The organism is Aquimarina atlantica (assembly GCF_000626715.1).
GTDB lineage: Bacteria > Bacteroidota > Bacteroidia > Flavobacteriales > Flavobacteriaceae > Aquimarina > Aquimarina atlantica.
This window is the reverse complement of the sequence record NZ_AQRA01000005.1, coordinates 478152-496543: the sequence shown is the minus strand read 5'-3', so window position 1 is coordinate 496543 and position 18392 is coordinate 478152. Positions and strand designations below refer to the sequence as shown.

15 protein-coding genes are annotated in these 18392 nt (G+C 33.6%); 9 read left to right on the top strand and 6 right to left on the bottom strand.

What is annotated here, in order from left to right:
* Nucleotides 1–20: 20 nt before the first annotated feature.
* The 4 genes from ATO12_RS26100 to ATO12_RS13460 all read left to right on the top strand — a co-directional run bounded on the left by ATO12_RS26100 (nucleotide 21) and on the right by ATO12_RS13460 (nucleotide 7233).
* Nucleotides 21–197, top strand: coding sequence for a hypothetical protein (locus ATO12_RS26100; RefSeq protein ID WP_165583380.1), 177 nt, complete (start codon nucleotides 21–23; stop codon nucleotides 195–197).
* 1 nt (nucleotide 198) lies between these two features.
* Nucleotides 199–705 (top strand): nucleotidyl transferase AbiEii/AbiGii toxin family protein, encoded by a 507-nt coding sequence (locus ATO12_RS13470; RefSeq protein ID WP_051575827.1) that lies wholly within the window; start codon nucleotides 199–201, stop codon nucleotides 703–705.
* A gap of 117 nt (nucleotides 706–822) precedes the next feature.
* The gene (locus tag ATO12_RS13465; RefSeq protein ID WP_034242624.1) at nucleotides 823–3291 is read left to right on the top strand and encodes a hypothetical protein; all 2469 of its coding nucleotides are present in this window, start codon (nucleotides 823–825) and stop codon (nucleotides 3289–3291) included.
* Nucleotides 3292–3576: 285 nt separating this feature from the next.
* Nucleotides 3577–7233, top strand: coding sequence for a reprolysin-like metallopeptidase (locus ATO12_RS13460; RefSeq protein ID WP_051575826.1), 3657 nt, complete (start codon nucleotides 3577–3579; stop codon nucleotides 7231–7233).
* A 74-nt stretch (nucleotides 7234–7307) separates the two neighbouring features.
* Here the strand turns inward: ATO12_RS13460 and ATO12_RS13455 are convergent, their stop codons facing one another.
* The 6 genes from ATO12_RS13455 to ATO12_RS25345 form a co-directional block, all read right to left on the bottom strand.
* Nucleotides 7308–7844 (bottom strand): hypothetical protein, encoded by a 537-nt coding sequence (locus ATO12_RS13455; protein ID WP_034242623.1) that lies wholly within the window; start codon nucleotides 7842–7844, stop codon nucleotides 7308–7310.
* A gap of 218 nt (nucleotides 7845–8062) precedes the next feature.
* Nucleotides 8063–8779: a lipoyl(octanoyl) transferase LipB gene (lipB, locus tag ATO12_RS13450; RefSeq protein WP_034242622.1), complete on the bottom strand. Its 717-nt coding sequence runs from the start codon at nucleotides 8777–8779 to the stop codon at nucleotides 8063–8065.
* A 45-nt stretch (nucleotides 8780–8824) separates the two neighbouring features.
* Nucleotides 8825–9589, bottom strand: a complete 765-nt coding sequence (locus tag ATO12_RS13445) for a hypothetical protein (protein ID WP_034242615.1) — start codon at nucleotides 9587–9589, stop codon at nucleotides 8825–8827.
* 185 nt (nucleotides 9590–9774) lie between these two features.
* The gene (locus ATO12_RS13440; RefSeq protein ID WP_051575825.1) at nucleotides 9775–10371 is read right to left on the bottom strand and encodes a hypothetical protein; all 597 of its coding nucleotides are present in this window, start codon (nucleotides 10369–10371) and stop codon (nucleotides 9775–9777) included.
* 15 nt (nucleotides 10372–10386) lie between these two features.
* The gene (locus ATO12_RS13435) at nucleotides 10387–11952 is read right to left on the bottom strand and encodes a S41 family peptidase (protein ID WP_034242613.1); all 1566 of its coding nucleotides are present in this window, start codon (nucleotides 11950–11952) and stop codon (nucleotides 10387–10389) included.
* 135 nt (nucleotides 11953–12087) lie between these two features.
* The gene (locus ATO12_RS25345) at nucleotides 12088–12243 is read right to left on the bottom strand and encodes a YqaE/Pmp3 family membrane protein (RefSeq protein WP_074410361.1); all 156 of its coding nucleotides are present in this window, start codon (nucleotides 12241–12243) and stop codon (nucleotides 12088–12090) included.
* A gap of 140 nt (nucleotides 12244–12383) precedes the next feature.
* On the opposite strand from ATO12_RS25345, the gene ATO12_RS13430 reads away from it, so the two are divergent.
* The 5 genes from ATO12_RS13430 (at nucleotide 12384) to lysS (ending at nucleotide 18333) form a co-directional block, all read left to right on the top strand.
* Nucleotides 12384–13463, top strand: coding sequence for a helix-turn-helix domain-containing protein (locus ATO12_RS13430; protein ID WP_051575824.1), 1080 nt, complete (start codon nucleotides 12384–12386; stop codon nucleotides 13461–13463).
* 101 nt (nucleotides 13464–13564) lie between these two features.
* Nucleotides 13565–14740, top strand: coding sequence for a hypothetical protein (locus ATO12_RS13425; RefSeq protein WP_034242610.1), 1176 nt, complete (start codon nucleotides 13565–13567; stop codon nucleotides 14738–14740).
* Nucleotides 14741–14851: 111 nt separating this feature from the next.
* A complete protein-coding gene (locus ATO12_RS13420; protein ID WP_034242608.1) occupies nucleotides 14852–15331 on the top strand; it encodes a DUF1573 domain-containing protein in 480 nt (159 codons plus the stop codon).
* Between the two features lie 251 nt (nucleotides 15332–15582).
* Nucleotides 15583–16473, top strand: coding sequence for a hypothetical protein (locus ATO12_RS13415; RefSeq protein ID WP_034242607.1), 891 nt, complete (start codon nucleotides 15583–15585; stop codon nucleotides 16471–16473).
* Between the two features lie 168 nt (nucleotides 16474–16641).
* Nucleotides 16642–18333 (top strand): lysine--tRNA ligase, encoded by a 1692-nt coding sequence (lysS, locus tag ATO12_RS13410; protein WP_034242604.1) that lies wholly within the window; start codon nucleotides 16642–16644, stop codon nucleotides 18331–18333.
* Nucleotides 18334–18392: the final 59 nt, after the last annotated feature.

The following is an 18392-nucleotide window of genomic DNA, read 5'->3' as shown; positions in this document are numbered from 1 at the left end:
AAAAAGAATTTAACAAACAGATGGAAATAAACTTTAGGTCAAAAGAAGAGAGTAATCAAATACAAAGAGATAGATTTTTAGAGTTATCCCCTGCCAATAGAATTTATTCTTTTATTGAATTGGCTTATATTTTTAATAGTTTCCCTTCTCATTCAAAAAAAAATGAAAAAGGAAATAATTTTGTAATTAACCTTTAAGATGGATAGTATAACTCAATGGAAAGAAAAAATAGATACTTTTATAAAGCTATCTAACAAACATAATGTTAGAATGATTATGGTTGGAGGTGGTGCAGTTAATTTTCATGGTTATCAGAGGCATTCTGCAGATGTTGATTTTTGGATAGATGTTACTCAACAAAACTTAAATGGTTTGATTAGGGTTTTTAGAGAAATGGGATATGAAATTAATGACTTCCCAGATGATGTTAAGGAACAAAGGCAGAATATTTCTATCAAATTTTCACCTGTTGATATAGACCTTGAATTGATAACTAATTTCTCTTCTGATAAAACTTTTGAAGAAGCATATAAGGATAGTGAATCTGTAGTCATAAATAATAATGAATTCTTAAAGTGGAATGTAATCTCTTATGAAGATTTGATCAACAGTAAAATTAAGGCTCAGAGACCAAAGGATTTGCTTGATGTTCAGCAATTACAAGAAATCAAAAAAGACATAGAAAAACGTAAAGGTGAAAAATGAATTTTAGATACCTTAAGTTAAATAAATTATTAAATTAGACTTTATATTTTGCAAACCAGGAAATTGAACTTTTTTATTTTGATAACCAAATTAAAGAATACAAAACGCATTGGCATAATGAAAAAGATAGCGGCTGTTCTTCTAATTTTTATAGCTATTTCTTGTGAGGACACCTCAAAAAAATCAAATTCTTTATTGGATCACATCCCAAGAGATACTCAAATTATTATAAAAATTAATGACCTTGAAGGTGCTGCCAGTAAATTAAGGGATAATAATTTTATCAAAAACAATAACCAAATTGCTTTTGTTGAATATTTCAAAAATTTATCTATCCTGGATCAAACTCATCAGACAGAAAGCATATTATGCTTCTCTCCATTAGGAAAAAACGATTATGAATACACTTATATTTCAAAATTCGACCCTGCAGTAATCAATACCGATTCGCTAAATACAAAACAGATCGAAACAATAAATTATTCTGAGAATACTATTTATAAGGTGACATCAAAGGGAAAATCGTTTTTTGCTACCCGACAGGATAGCCTGCTTATTGCCTCTTCTTCTCAATTACTGATCGAGAATGCAATACGAATGCAAGCTGCTCCGATTCCTATTGATAAAGATTTACAAAAAGTATATGAAGTGTCTGGTACCGAAAATACCTTATCTGTACTTGTTAATGGGAAAAAACTACAAAACATCCACAATGCATTACTGCCTAATACAGATCTCGAAAGCTTACAAAATTTTAGCGGTTGGATATCTGCTGATGCCACTATAGGACAGGATGCAATGTATCTGGATGGTATTGCTATAGAAAAAGATTCATTATCCAGTACCATTGGGATTTTTGATAATACTATTGCCCAGGAAAATGAAATTTCAAAAGTGACACCTGTTACTGCAAAAGGATTTATCTCTTATACTTATGATGACTTTGATATATTGAAAAAAAATCTATCTGTTGCGCAGGATAGAGAATTAGAAGATATTCCAGGGGATCTAGACGATATATTATCGGGTGTTTCTGAGATCGGTATGATCTTTCTAGAAAAAGAAAATATATTAGTTCTAAATTCTCTAAACCCCGAAACGGCCCAGGAAAGTCTGGCAGGAGATAAAATAGATACTTATAGAAATATACCTATATACAGTTATAAAAGCTCCTCTGCTTTTTCGCAAATCCTTACTCCTTTGGTAAACGATTTTGACGCCAAGTTTTATTTTGTTCGGGATGATTTTATCATTTTTGGGTCTTCTACCGCAGCTCTTAAAGATATTATTGCTAATATCCTAAATCAAACTCTACTCTATGATCAAGAGTATTACAAAGCCACTGTAAAAGATTTATCCGACGAATCTTCGATATTAATAGCGGGTACGATCAAAAACATAAAAGAATACATTTCTGAAAATGTTGAAGAAGAATATTCGTCGCAATGGGAAGCACTTAAGGATAAAGGATATCAAGTAGGAATAGTACAGATTATAAAAGAAAACGATTTTGCTCATGTGCATAGTATCCTACAAAAAAGTAGAGCTAAAGGTGCAGCTACATCTGTTACACAAACCGCATCAACTACTCTGGAGAATAAAGTATTAACCAGACCTGTTCTTGTTAAAAACCACAGAACCAAAGGTATGGATGTGGCAGTACAGGATATCGAAAACAACGTATATTTAATTTCTGATAAAGGTGCCATTTTCTGGAAAAAACAAGTCGATGGTGAAATACTAGGCGATATTCAACAAATCGATATCTACAAAAACGGCAGATACCAACTATTATTTAACACTGCCAATACCCTATACCTCGTTGATCGCGATGGAAAAGATGTAAAACCATACCCTAAAACATTTGAAAAACCAATTACACAACCACTTGCGTTATTTGATTATGACAAAAGCAAGCGTTACCGCATTGTTATTACCCAGGGCAATGAAATCAAAATGTTTGATGCAGAGGCAAAAGCTGTAACTGGTTTTAGGTTTAAAAATACTGAAACAGATCTTATTTTACCGCCAAAACATATCAGGATAGGAACTAAAGATTATATTTTACTTTCTGAAAAAAATGGAACATTAACTATCCTGGATCGAATAGGTAAACCGCGAGTTAATGTAAAAGAAAAAGTTGATTTTTCTAAAAACGAATGGTACCAGTATCTCAACAAATTTACCTCTACTACCAAAAGTGGAAAATTAATTCAAGTACAAAACGATGGTAATGCTGTAGAGCAAAACCTAAGTTTGCATGAGGATAATAGAATGGTAGCTACCAATAAAACTCTGGTTACTTTTTCTGAAAATAAGCTTACTATAAAAGGTAAAACCCTTGAACTTGATTTTGGAGTGTATACAGAACCTAAACTTTATTTTATTAATAATAAGATCTATATTACTATCACTGATATACAAGCCAAAAAAGTATACTTATATGATAGCAATGCTGAGCTATTTCCTAATTTCCCGGTATATGGTAACTCTGTATTAAGTTTAGGGAATATGGATAAGGATCCTAATCTCGAATTTGTAGTTCAGGGAGAAGAAAATGGAGTACTCATCTATCAAATAAATTAATCCATTGTTAAAAAACATCGATAAAAGAAAACCCGAAATTTAGATTTCGGGTTTTCTTTTACTAGAATTCAATTTACACATAACTCTATAATACAGAGTGTTTTCTCACTTCCCTCCTTACTGTTTTAAGAAAATACGTTTATATATTTTTTTTAACATTAATTTAAGATTTTGAGATGGTTATTATTATTTTATGTTAAATGTTATTTTACAAGTACTAAATTTCATGATTAGGAGTTGTACAGCCAACGACTATAGATTTACTAACACAAACCAAACTCAATTATGAAAACAAGTATTTTTAACAAAATACTGGTACTCTCGTTCTTATTCGCGAGTATTAGTGTTAATGCGCAGCTATGGAGTCCCGTATCGCCTGCTAAAGCACAAGCCAAATCCAAAGAGCTTAGAAAAACAACTCCAACACAGTATCAACTATTTAACTTAAACACTACAGCGTTGAAATCTATTTTGCAACGTACACCATCAAGAGTACAACAAAAAAGTTCTGGTGTTGTAATCCAACTCCCTACTGCAAAAGGAGTATTACAAAAATTTAGAATCCTCGAAGCTTCTGTTCTTGAAGAAGGGCTCGCAAAGCGATTTCCAAGTATCCAATCTTTTGTTGGCTACGGGATTGATGATCCTACATCTATTGCCAGATTTAGTTTTTCTAAAGTTGGTTTACACGCCATGATAACTTCTGGAAATCATTCGACTATCTATATTGATCCGTATACAAAAGATAAAACGAGTTATATCTGTTATGCTAAAGCAGATCTACCCGCTGACCCTAATAGTTTTGAGTGCCTGGTTGAAGAAAATGTTAAATCAAACTTTTCTAATCAGCAATTCAATGCTTTAAGAAATGCTAATGACGGTAAGCTAAGAACTTTTAGATTAGCTATCGCATGTACCGGAGAATATTCTCAATTTCATATTAACAATCAGGGAGTTAGCTCTGGCGCCTCTGATCAGGTAAAAAAAGAAGCTGTACTTTCTGCCGTAAATACTACTATGACTCGAGTAAATGGTATTTTTGAAAGAGACCTTGCTCTTACCATGGTATTAGTAAATAATAATACAGATATCATTTTTTTAGATGCTAATACTGATAATTTAAGTAACAGTAACGCCAATGCATTAATTAATGAAAGTCAGACTGTTTGTGACAATGTTATTGGTTTTAACAATTATGACATCGGACATGCATTTAGTACCGGAGGAGGAGGATTGGCACAGCTTAGATCTCCATGTACCAACTCTAAAGCACGAGGAATCACAGGAAGTGGTCGTCCTATCGGGGATGCATATGATGTAGATTATGTTGCTCATGAAATGGGGCATCAATTCGGCGGAAATCATACTCAAAACAATAGCTGCCAGAGATCTAATGCATCTGTAGAGCCAGGAAGTGCTTCTACGATTATGGGATATGCTGGTATTTGTTCTCCAAACGTACAAAACAATAGTGATGCTTATTTTCATGCGATTAGCATCCAGGAAATGTGGCAGAATATTTCGCAAGGAAACAGTACATGCGGTGCTCAAAGCAATACTGGTAATGCTGCCCCTACTGCTAATGCAGGACAGGATTATACGATTCCTGCCTCAACACCATTTGTACTAAAAGGTAATGGATCCGATGCTAATTCGGGAAACAATCTTACATATTGCTGGGAGCAAATGGATGCACAACCGGCAACTATGCCACCTGTTGCCACTTCGACCAACGGACCTGCTTTTAGATCTTTGACTCCAACTGCTTCGCCCGACAGATATATGCCGGCATTACCAACAGTTATTTCGGGGCAAACCTCTTCTACATGGGAGGTTGTTCCTTCTGTAAGCAGAACAATGAACTTTAGACTTACAGTAAGAGATAATGCATCTGGTGGAGCGAGCACTGCCAGTGACGATACAAAAATAACCGTTGCCGGTGCAGCAGGACCTTTTGTTGTTAATGCTCCTAACACCAATGTTAACTGGGCTTCGGGATCAACGCAAACCGTTACCTGGGATGTTGCAGGAACAACTGGTAATGGTATTAATGCTGCCAATGTAGATATTTTACTATCTACCGATGGAGGAAATACATACACAACAACAATTGCCTCGGCAGTACCTAATGATGGTTCTCATAGCATCACTGTACCAAATGCGGTAGGAACGCAAAACAGAATAATGGTTAGAGGATCCGGACATATTTTCTATGATATTTCTAATGCCAATTTTGAAATCTCTGGAGGAAGTGGTGGAGATACACAAGCCCCTACAACTCCAGATGGTTTAGCTGCTTCGAATATCACACAAACTACGGTTGATCTTAACTGGAACGCCGCAACAGATAATGTAGGAGTTACAGGATATGATATTTACCAAGGAAATAGTGTAATTACAACAGTAACCTCTACTTCATACCAGGTTACAGGATTATCGGCTAATACATCATATAGTTTTAGAGTAAAAGCAAAAGATGCAGCAGGTAATGAATCTAATTTCAGTAACACTGCCAATGCTACTACGCTTTCGCAACCAGATACTCAAGCACCAACAGCTCCCGCTAATTTAGCAGCTTCTAATATTACAAAGACCACGGTTGATCTTTCCTGGGATGCTTCTACCGATAATGTAGGAGTTAGCGGATATGATGTTTATAGAGGGACTACAGTCATCTCTACAGTTACGACTACTTCTTATCAAGCAACTGGATTATCACCAGATACTGCCTATAGCTTTAGCGTAAAGGCAAAAGATGCTTCTGGTAACGAATCTAATGCCAGTAATACTGTAAATATTACAACTCTTCCGGATACAGGAGGTTCTTCTTGTACTGCAGAGATCTCATCATTCCCATATACCGAAGGGTTCGAAAATACTCTTGGAGCTTGGAAACAGGCAACGGGAGATGATTTTGATTGGGCTGTAGATGCTAACGGAACTCCATCCAGAAACACTGGACCTTCTAGCGCTTCACAAGGCACTTATTATGTGTATATGGAATCGTCTACACCTAATTATCCTACTAAAAGAGCAATTCTTAATTCTCCTTGTTTTGATTTAACGGGTCAGACAAAAGCTAATTTCTCATTTAAGTATCACATGTATGGTGCTTCGACTATGGGTAGCCTGGCATTAGAAGCCAGTAATGATAACGGTGCTACATGGACTTCAGTTTGGTCTAAATCAGGAAATCAAGGAAACTCATGGCAATCGGCAACTGTAGACTTAAGTACGTACTTAGGTGGCACAGTACAATTACGTTTTAATGGAGTTACAGGTAATACCTGGCAAGGTGATATGGCTATAGATGATGTGAGTTTAAGCGAAGGAGGGTCACAAACTACCTGTACTGATGTTGTATTAACGCTTAATTTTGACAATTACCCAGAAGAAACCAGCTGGCAAATTACAGATAGCAATAGCCAGGTTGTAGCATCAGGAGGAACTTATGGCTCTCAACCCGATGGATCAACACTAACAATTACAGAGTGCTTAGAACCAGGAACCTATACGTTTACACTTAATGATTCGTATGGCGATGGTATCTGCTGTGCCTATGGTAATGGATCCTATACGCTTACTTCAGAAGGAACTACAATCGCTTCTGGAGGGTCTTTTGGATCTTCTGAAGCAACAACATTTACAATCGGCAGTCCTTCTGCAAGATCATTAGTAACCGTAGATGGTACAACAACTACAAAACAAGTAGAAATATCTGCATTCCCTAATCCTGTAGGAAAAGATCGTTTACTACATGTGATCGTTTCTAAAAAAGATACCTCTTATGAAATTGTAAGTATTCTTGGAAAAATCGTAATGAAAGGTAAGTTAGTTCAAAAAACAATTAATACCAGTGCATTACCATCGGGATTATATATCCTGAAACTTAACCCGGGAGGTAAAGGTAAATACAAATCTTTTCAATTTGTACAAGAGTAAATATTCGATAATAGTTAATTATGGTAAGCGATGCATTGAGAAATGCATCGCTTACTTTTTTAAGTTAAACCTGATTAAAGTTTTATTTTTTCTTTAATGTTGAAGATTTTATGAGAAACCTCGGGTATACTAAACGATATATCAATATTGATGTTTTCTTTTGATTTTTGAAGCGTCAAATTCCCATGTTTTATTTTGTAATATCCTGCCTCTCCTCTACAAAAACAATGTTTCCCAAAAAGTAACTGTACTTGCCCTAATGCCTCCCCTTTTATATTTAGAGTTTCTATAGCTTTATTGATTTCAAAATGTATGGTTTCAGAATAATCCCCATCTGCAGTACCTTCTGGCCCTTTGATTAAAAATTCAAATTCGACAACTACCCCTTCTCCTTTTTCGATAACAGGATAATAGCTATCTGCGGTATCTTTTTTTAGCACCAGCGAAGAGTTTTTATGAAGTTTTACAGTACAGTTTCCGCTTTCAGGACAATACCCTTCTTTATTTTGAGGTTCTGAAACTATCGCAATTTCTTTTGAAGAATCGACTGTATTTTGAGTTTTGCATGCGCATACCAGCATAAGAACACTAAGAAAAGTATATACCTTCATTTGTTTATAATTTTAATCATTTCTTTTATACAAAAGATCAGATTGCTATTTTGAAGGGAATTAAACTTTTTTCAATAATTCGAAAATGTTTCTTTTTTCTACCTAGATTTTTCACTTCAATCAAAAAAAATTAAATCACCTCTGCATATAAAACCCAGGATTAACTTTTTTAGTATGAAATAAGCTATAGAATGTAGTTAATATAATCTAGCTCGGGATTAAATTTCGGCCTTTTGCTGTATGAATTCAGCTTCAAAAAGAGTTGTAAAATGTTTTAGCAACTTTGCTTTAACCTCGTCAATATCTACATGATCCACTCCTAATTCGACATGTAAGGATGTAACGGTTTTGTCTTTTATTCCACAAGGGATAATATGATCAAAATACCCCAGGTTGGCATTAATATTTAAGGCAAAGCCATGCATGGTAACCCAACGACTGGCCCGAACTCCCATAGCGCAGATTTTACGGGCAAACGGAGTGCCCACATCAATCCATACTCCAGTTTCACCTTCGCTTCTTGTGGCATTAATATCATACTCTGCCAAAGTAAGAATCACCATTTCTTCCAGAAAACGAAGATACTTATGGATATCAGTAAAGAAATTATCAAGATCAAGAATTGGATACCCTACAATCTGCCCGGGGCCATGATAGGTGATATCTCCTCCTCTATTAATTTTATAAAATGTGGCTTCTTTTTCTTTTAATTGTTCTTCTGATAATAACAAATTGCTAATATCACCACTTTTACCCAACGTATATACATGTGGGTGTTCTACAAAAAGAAAGTGATTTGGTGTACTAAGCCCTGCATCTTCTCTTCGATTTTTTATTTTTATATCTAAAATCTCTTTAAAAAGAGTTTCCTGATACTCCCAGGTTTCTTTATAATCTTTACGGCCAATATCCTGGAGTTGAATTTTTTTATTCATAGTTCACAAAGATACGTCATAAAAAAAAGTGAAATAATATTTTTTTTAATTTTCGAGCTCGACTTCGACATCTAATATCTTAGGGTTTTCCATAAACTCGATAAACCCGACTTCGAGTATAAAACTTTTCATATCTAAGCTAAATGTGGCTTTATCAGATGACATTTTCACTATTTTTCTCGGAAAAGTATACTTTAATTTATATTTAGAGCTCGCCAAAAACATTCGGGTCTTCTCTAAGCTATCCATGCTTTTTTTAACCTTCTCGGCATCAATAATCTCTGTAATCCTACTAAACTTATTGTTTTTAAAACTATAGCTTACTTTGGTTCCTCCTTCTTCCGATGTTAATGTTTCGAGAGGATCAAACGTACTCCCATTTCCCGGAGTCTTATTATTCTTACCCTCGATAACCATAGCGGTTTTAAAATCACTAAATATATCACCTAACTCAGAAACATCTTTAAAGTCTTTGTACATATCCATATTCATTTCTTTAGCTTCAGAATTGACCACGATATGCATTTCAAAATCTTTTAGCCTTTTCAGTCGTTCCTGCATTTCTTTTGATAATTTTGAAATACTATCCTTATGCTCCTCTAAAAAGTCATTAAAAACCAGTAGCGAGTCTATTTTTTCTTTCTTTTCTGCAACCTGTCCTTCGCCCATCTTCATAAGCTCTGATCCATCAAAGTTTATGGTTATTTTTCCTGTTCCATCTTCATTCAAATTCAAATGCTCTGAAAATTGACATCCTACCATAAGTAAAGATGATACCATAGTTAACACATAAAGGCTAAATCTTTTCATATATTTTATTATTTATTCGAACTAGAGTACCAATGCTAACACATCTATTTTCATTAAGATTATCGATAGTACCTAGCTAGCGTTTCCTTACACTTTTGATTTATGATGTAAAAGTAAATTAAATATTATAAACTATACTCTAGAATAGATAATAGCTGTACTTATTACTTTATATAGTATCTATACTATTCATTTTTAACTTCCTCAAAACCTTTTTTACTGACATTTACTTCTAATTCTTCATGTTCTACAGGGGTTTCAGAAAAGCTTTGTTGTTCTGAATGGGCTTTAAATTGAATCTGAAGAGTAGCATTTCCATTATACTCAAGTGAATCAATTATAATTCTATCTCCTAAAAAATAAGAATCAATTTGTTTAATTGTTTTATCCTCATAATTTAAAACAAACATGCCTATATAATTAAAAATACCCGAACCTTGATTTGAAACTTTGAAAGGGATCATGAAATATTGTTCGTTTTTAGAAGATTGATTTAAGGTTGTTATTTTTAAATAATCGATAACAACTTCTCCCCGTTCTTCTCCATCCACATAAACACCTTTTACCACATGTAAAGAATCTGTATCAACTTCTGAAATCTTACATTTAGCATTTGTTTCAGGAATTGTAATAACCCAATCATTAGACGTTTTTAAACTAAACAATTTTAATAAAACGTCAGATTGCGAGGATGTGTCTTCATTCTTACAACTTTGTACTATAGCAACTACCACAATAAGGATAACTACCCTACCTACTTTAGCTATTCTTTCTTTGACCATATTGTATTTATTATTTTATTTATTGACATCCTGTAGTACCCACTCAAGCTCTTTATCTATCCCTTTTTCAGATTCGATATAAACATCTGGCTTAATCCCAAAACCATCGGGTTCTACCGTATGAGGAGCATTTATTTTCATCAATCCTACTCTCATATTTATCTTAGAATTAGGAAGCTCTACATAGGCAAAAAATCCTGCAATAGTACCGTTATATGCCCCGCCTGTTTCTTCTCCTACAAAAGTGGCACGTTTGGTTGCTTTTAGATGAGTAGATAAAATACTACTTGCAGAAAAGCTTTCTCCATCTATTAAAACATAAAGCTTACCGGTATACGAATTTGATTTTGGTGTTCTAAGTTTGCTATACTTAAATTTAAAATAAGGGTCTCCTTTTTCTTTTTTAACTTTAAAAAACTGGTATGTTGTTAATACCGGAGAGAATAGGATAGCTCCTGTTTTTCCGATCCAGGATTTGGTATGAAAAAGCGGATATAAGAAGCTCGACCGTTTCGTCATTTTTGCCTTTTCGATAAACACATATTCTTTATCGGTCAAATACGAATAGAGTTCTTCTATTTCTGCTAATCTACCTCCCAAATTTCCTCTTAAATCTATAATAAGATTTTTACTACTTGCAGAATCTATTTTTGAGAAACTTTCTTTATAAAAATCTTTATAATTTCCATTCGTAAAACTTCTTATTTTCATATAAGCAATAGCAGCAGTGGTATCTGATGTGATAAACTTAAAATTTCTATTGTATTCTTTTTTATACGCATCAAAACCATATTTATTATGCTGTTTACGTATCTCTTTATTCTTTTTTCTGGCTATTTTTTTATTTGATTTACTTTTCTTTTCTACAGGAATGGTGATAGTGTCTTTTTTTATCTGTTTTTTCTTTTTGCTATACCCTGCATGTATATAACGAGAATAAATACTATCTCCTGTTTTTAGCTTTACTAGTATACTATCTTTTTGTTGATGTGTTCTGGTATAGAATATTCCAAAACCATGACCAATATACTTTGGGATAAATGTTTTATTATAACCATCCCCTGTATGTAATCTTTGAAAAGATACCAATAAATCACTTGTTTTTTGATCATCTACACTCAATACCTCAGAACCCACCACGAGAGTATCATTTTTTTCATAATCCTTTTCGACATATACCTTATTATCTTCACCATAAAAAGCTAATGATTTAAAAGGGTAGCTCCTTTTGCCCTTTACTTTTTTTTCTTTTCTTGTTTGCTTTTTATACGGAGGATAAATTGCAGTATGCCCCTGTCGTATACTCGCAACTACCGGAGCTAATTGTTTATAAAATGTAATACTAGATACAGGTTGTTGTATGCTTTTCTTTAATCTATCTATTTTTTTGTCTAATGAATCCTTACTAATATACCAGTACAAATCCGGATGTAGTTTTTGTAATTTACGATATGCAAAATCTATATCATCACGTATTTCTTCTGGGCTATGAAGTTCGCTGATTTGTTGATTATAATTTTTTACCGAAGAGCAGGCTGTTAACAAGAGGACGAACACGTATAAAAATAACTTTCTAATCATAAAGATTTGATTTTGGATCCGAAAGTGTACCACTAAATGTATGCCACAATTATTGTAGTTATGTATTAATCACAATTATCCTGTTTTTATAACGTGTCGATTAGCTTTCTGTAGAAAAATCAGAAGTGCTTTTTATCATTTTGGATTATTAAGTATAACCAATGCTGCTATCACTCCAGGTACCCAACCGCAAATAGTTAACAACAATACTATTACGACAGACCCACAACCTTTATCCAGTATTGATAACGGTGGAAAAAAAATAGCTAATATAACTCTCCAGATACTCATAGTTTGTAATGTAAAATAAATTAAATGTTATACTTATAAGTAGATGACAATTTTATTATGTTACAATATTACTATAAAATTAATTTCTATATTTTTAACCTGGCTTGAAAATTAAAAATAAATAAAACGAACAATACCAAATGTCAAATAGGTTTAAATGCATAAAATTACCATTTCTAATACTATACTTTAGTGTATTGATTTGCCCTAAAATACTTTTGGCACAATATGAATTTTCTGGCTATGTCGACAAAAAAAACTGGTCGGGAGATATTTACTTATCATTGATAGAGGATTACAGAAAGTTATCAGGAGTCTATCCCGAGCAGATTATTCAGAAAACGGTAAGTGACTCTATGGGTTATTTTAGCTTTTCGGGAGATAACCTTCCTTTACAAAATCATATGTATCGAATTCATATCGAAGGGTGTTCTGAAAATGAAAAAAAGCCAATTCATTTTAATGGGTTTTGCCCTTATAGTAAAGAAATCTTATTTATTGCCAATAATACAGATACGCTTACCTTGCCCTTTTCTTTTGATAATGAAATGTTTTGTAAAATTGTTTCGAATAATGAAAAAAGTAATGCTTTTATTAAAGTCGACTCTATTATTGATGAAATGCGTTTTGCCTTTGCTTCGTATAGAAGCGAAGCCAATCGTAAGATCAATGAAAAAAAGTGGTTTACTACATTACAACGTTTTGTAAAAAATCAAAACGAACCCCTTACAGAGCTTTATGTTTATGCTTTTTTATCCGACAAATCCAACAATCTGTATGCGCACTATCTCGAAGATTTAAAACAAAACACATATTATGATAATCTATTAGAACGATTACAAAAAAAATATCCCAATAGTACATATACCAAACAATATGAAACAGAATTAGCTTCAGACAAATTTATAATCAGTCCCAAAGAAGTTTCATATAAAAATTGGTGGTTATGGATAGTATTAGCATGTGCTATAGCGCTTAACATTTTTCAATTTCTCTACTATCGAAAAAAGATAAATGCGTCTCATAATAGTTCAGAAAAAAATCTTACACAACAAGAGCAAAAAGTATTAGATCTTATTCTTGATGACAAGACCAATAAAGAGATTGCTTCTACTATGTTTGTAAGTATTAGCACTATAAAAACTCATATTAACAATCTGTATAAAAAACTTGAAGTGAGTTCGAGAGACGAAGTTAAATCCCTGTATATCAAGAAATAACAAAAAATCCACCCGGGGTCTAGTCCTCTTTTCAAACCTGTTTTTATTGATTTTATTCCTTTATGTTTTGATTTTTGATAATCTAATCCAAATCAAAATAAATGTATAAAATATCTGTAAAGACAATTCTTATTTCAACACTCTCTATTGTATCACTATATACTCTAAAAGCACAAACCAGTTCTGTGCAAATTCTTCAAACCACGAGATTACCAAAGGATACAACCATAACCAAAACGTTAATTAAATCATTTGATGGATTTCTTAGCTTAAAAGAGAAACCTAATAACCAAAATACATTTGTCTTACCGCAAAATCTTTTGGCAACCTCGGCATTACTAGATGAGCTAAAAGATATAGAAAAGAGTAACAAATTTAAAGATGACAATTTTTATAAATGCTATGTAAATAATATTCTCAAACTTAATGATACCGAATATTTAATTCAATTTTATTATATGGGTACACATCAAAACAAGCCCATTTTAAGAGCTAACTATAGTATACTTGCGCAAAAGAGAAATCATCAATTTTATTTCTATTCTCCACTACATCAAAATACAGTATCATGGCAAACAAAAACAATAGGAAATAACACCTTTTATTTTAAAAACAATTTTGAAATCTCTAAAGCACTGGCATATACTTCAAAAATTGCAGAATATGATAGCATACTAAATATTCCTAAACAGTCCACCAAATTATATTGTGCCGAAAATTTTAATGAGGTACTAAGATTAGTGGGTGTAGATTTCAAAGTAGATTATAATGGATACAGTCATAATACACTTATTGCCAATGAAAATACTACTAATCTAATTATCGATGGTGTTCTAGCTTCTAACCCTGAAGGTTTTGATCCACATGATCTATGGCACAGCAGATTACGAAAAATACTTCCTGCAGAAAAAACATACAAACCAGTCGATGAAGGTTGCGCTTTCTTATTTGGTGGCAGCTGGGGATATAGTTGGGAAGAAATTCTTCAAAAATTCAAACGATTTATAGCTTTAAACCCAGATGCCGACTGGATAACCCTTTATAACGAAGGTAAAAATTATGGAGACGAAATTAATAAGGCTTTGAGAGTGGATTATACCCTTAATGCTTTATTGGTAAAAAAAATAAACGCAGAAAAAGGCTTTTCTCCTATCCTCAAATTACTGAGTTGCGGTAAAAAAAATGAAGATTATTTTCCTGTATTGGAAGAAGTAACCGGTATAACCAAAAATAATTTTAATCAAAATATAGCTAAACTGATTAAACAGATTAAATAATTGTAGATAGTACTATCTACAACACTACAAAAGAATTAAACCGAGAAGAATAATACCTCTTCTCAACAAATAATGTTTTTAACCCTTTTAAATAATTAAAAAATCGAAATCATGAAAAAAGAATTCCTAATCTTAGCTAGCCTACTAGTAATGGCTGTAGTATCTTGTAAGGATGATGCTACCAAAAAGATAAACGTAGAAAACGTAGCCGTTTCTGAAAGTCGAGATGCAAAAATCTCAGATTTTCCGGTAATGGATTTTGCCGAAACCAATCACAATTTCGGAACTATTAACGAAGGTGATATTGTAGAACACAAATTTACTTTTACCAATACCGGTAAAGCGCCACTAGTTATTATTAGTGCCAAAGGTAGTTGCGGTTGTACTGTATCTAAATGGCCAAAAGAACCAATAGCTCCGGGAGCTACAGGAGATATGATGGTTACCTTTAACTCTAATGGTAAACCCAATCTGCAAAACAAGCAGGTAACGATTACGGCAAACACCGAAAAAGGTAAAGAAATACTTAAAATCAAAGCTATGGTTACTCCCAGAGCTAAGGCCGTAAGCGGGGCTCCGATAAGCAAATAATCACTCTATACAGAAATCGCTTATACAACTCGAAATCAACCAACTCTTAATAAGAGGAGCTATGGTTACACTCGGGTTTAACCCAAAACGATGAAGCTTTCTGAAAAAATAGAATTTTAATGTCTGACTGAACTTGTCGAAGTTTTTATACTATTAATAAGCAATACATCTTCGACAGGCTCAGACTGACAATTCATTTTCAAACAATCTCATCATTTACATCTTATTTCCACTAATTTAAACCCAACGCAATGAAAACAATTGTATGTCCTATCATAGCTATGATCTTATCCATAATGACACTTTCTGCTCAATCTTTTAATCATGAGATCAAAACAGAGGGAAGTTCTCCTATGCTTCTTGGTAAGATCAATAATCAGGGATTAGCACAAGCTCCTTATAACGAGTGGTTTTCAAAAAATTATAAAGAATATGTCCCGAAACAAAGCAGTATAGATTCGTTAGCAACACAACTCCCCTCCTATACGATTACTCTTTTTATGGGTACCTGGTGTGGAGACAGCAAACGTGAGGTTCCTCGTATGTATAAAATATTAGAAGAAAGTAATTTTCCTCTGGATCGACTTACTGTTGTTGCTGTAGACCGAAGTCGGGAAGCCTATAAACAAAGTCCGGGAGGAGAACACGAAGGGTTGAATATACACCGGGTGCCTACTCTGATTTTTTATAAAGACGGAAAAGAGATCAATCGTATTGTAGAATCTCCCAGAAAAACACTGGAAGAAGATATGCTTTCTATACTCTCTAAAAACTACACTCCAAAATATAGCTCGGTAATGCTAATGGATGATGTCCTTACCAAAAAAGGAACATCTTATATCGCTAAGAACACCAAAAAACTAATCAAACAATTTAAAGATAAGACCCAGAGTTTATACGAATTAAACACCTATGCCAATGTTCTTTTCTATGCGGGTAAGCAAAAAGAAGCTATAGCAATATTAGACTTTAATACTGCATTGTTTCCAAAGGAAGCGAATACTTATGTAAGTCTAGCCAATACATATCTTTACCTTAAGGATACTACCAACGCAATCAAATACTACCAAAAATCATTAGAATTTGAAGATAATAAAGAAATACAGGATAAAATTAAAGAACTAAATTCGATACCAAATTAATTTGGGTTATCAATTCAGTACCATCTGATGAGTTTATATTTTTTATCCAAAAACCGCTTTGGATTACGTTTTTTTTAAAGTCATAAAATTGAGGTCAAAAGTTTTTAATCAGACCTTTCTTTAAATTCTTCAAATAGGCTATTTTTGTGCCTTTAAAATGACGAATTTATGCAATTATCAGAACAAGAACTTGTAAGAAGAGAGAAATTAAGCGCATTACGCAATCTAGGTATCGATCCGTATCCGGCTGCATTGTATCCGGTTGACTATACCTCGAAACAGATAAAGAACAAGTTCGAAGAAGGTAAAAAGGTGATTATTGCAGGTAGATTAATGTCTAGAAGAATACAGGGTAAAGCTTCTTTTGCAGAATTACAAGATGCCGATGGTCGCATACAAGTTTATTTTAACAGAGACGAGATTTGCCCAGGTGAGGATAAACTCTTGTATAACGAAGTTTATAAAAAGCTATTAGACATAGGTGATTTTATTGGTATCGAAGGAGAGCTTTTTACTACTCAGGTGGGTGAAAAGACCGTATTGGTTAAAAACTTTACGCTATTAAGTAAATCTTTAAAACCTCTTCCTCTTCCAAAAACAGATAAAGAAGGAAATACTTTTGATGAATTTAATGATCCAGAGTTAAGATATCGCCAACGTTATGCTGATCTGGTGGTAAATCCAAAAGTTAGAGATACATTTATTAAACGTACACAGATTGTAAATACCATTCGTAATTTTTATAACGAAATGGGCTTTTTAGAGGTCGAAACTCCTATTCTTCAGCCTATACCAGGAGGTGCAGCAGCACGCCCGTTTATAACGCATCACAATGCTCTGGATATTCCATTATACCTTCGTGTTGCCAACGAACTGTATCTAAAACGTCTTATTGTAGGAGGTTTTGATGGGGTGTATGAGTTTGCAAAGGATTTTAGAAATGAAGGTATGGATCGTACTCACAATCCAGAATTTACCGTAATGGAAATGTATGCTGCTTATAAAGACTACCATTGGATGATGGATACGACAGAGAAGTTATTAGAAAAAGTAGCCATCGCACTTCACGGAACTCCCGAAGCCCAATTTGGAGATAACGTCATTAACTATAAAGCGCCTTATAAGCGTATTGGTATTCTTGATGCGATAAAAGAACATACAGGATACGACCTTTATAAAAAGAGCGAAGCCGAAGTTCGTGAAGCAGCTAAGGCACTGGGTCTTGAAGTTGATGAAACTATGGGGATCGGAAAAATGATAGATGAAATTTTTGGAGAAAAGTGTGAAGCCAATTATATCCAACCTACGTTTATTATCGATTATCCTGTAGAGATGAGTCCGCTTACCAAAAAACACCGTTCTAAAGAAGGCCTCACAGAACGTTTTGAGCTTATGGTAAATGGTAAAGAATTGGCAAACGCCTATACAGAGCTTAATGATCCTATCGATCAACGCGAACGCTTTGAAGATCAACTCAAATTATCTGAAAAAGGTGATGACGAAGCTATGTTTATCGACCAGGACTTTTTACGTGCTCTCGAGTATGGTATGCCTCCAACCTCGGGGATTGGGATAGGTATTGATCGATTGGCTATGTTTATGACCAATAACCAATCTATACAGGAAGTACTATTTTTCCCTCAAATGCGTCCAGAGAAAAAGCAAGTAGAACTTAATGATAATGAAAAAGCCATCTTTGAGATTCTTAAAAAAGAAAAAAGTATGGATTTGTCAGAACTTAAAAGTGCTACAGGCTTAAGTAACAAAGGCTGGGATAAAGGTATCAAAGGACTTTCTAAATTAGGATTAACCAAAGTTACCAAGACCGATGATGCCCTAATCATAGAGGTTACCGAATAGACAAAAAACAAGGGTCCTTGTTTCATAATAAAGCGTTAACATTTTTTTAACTATATTTG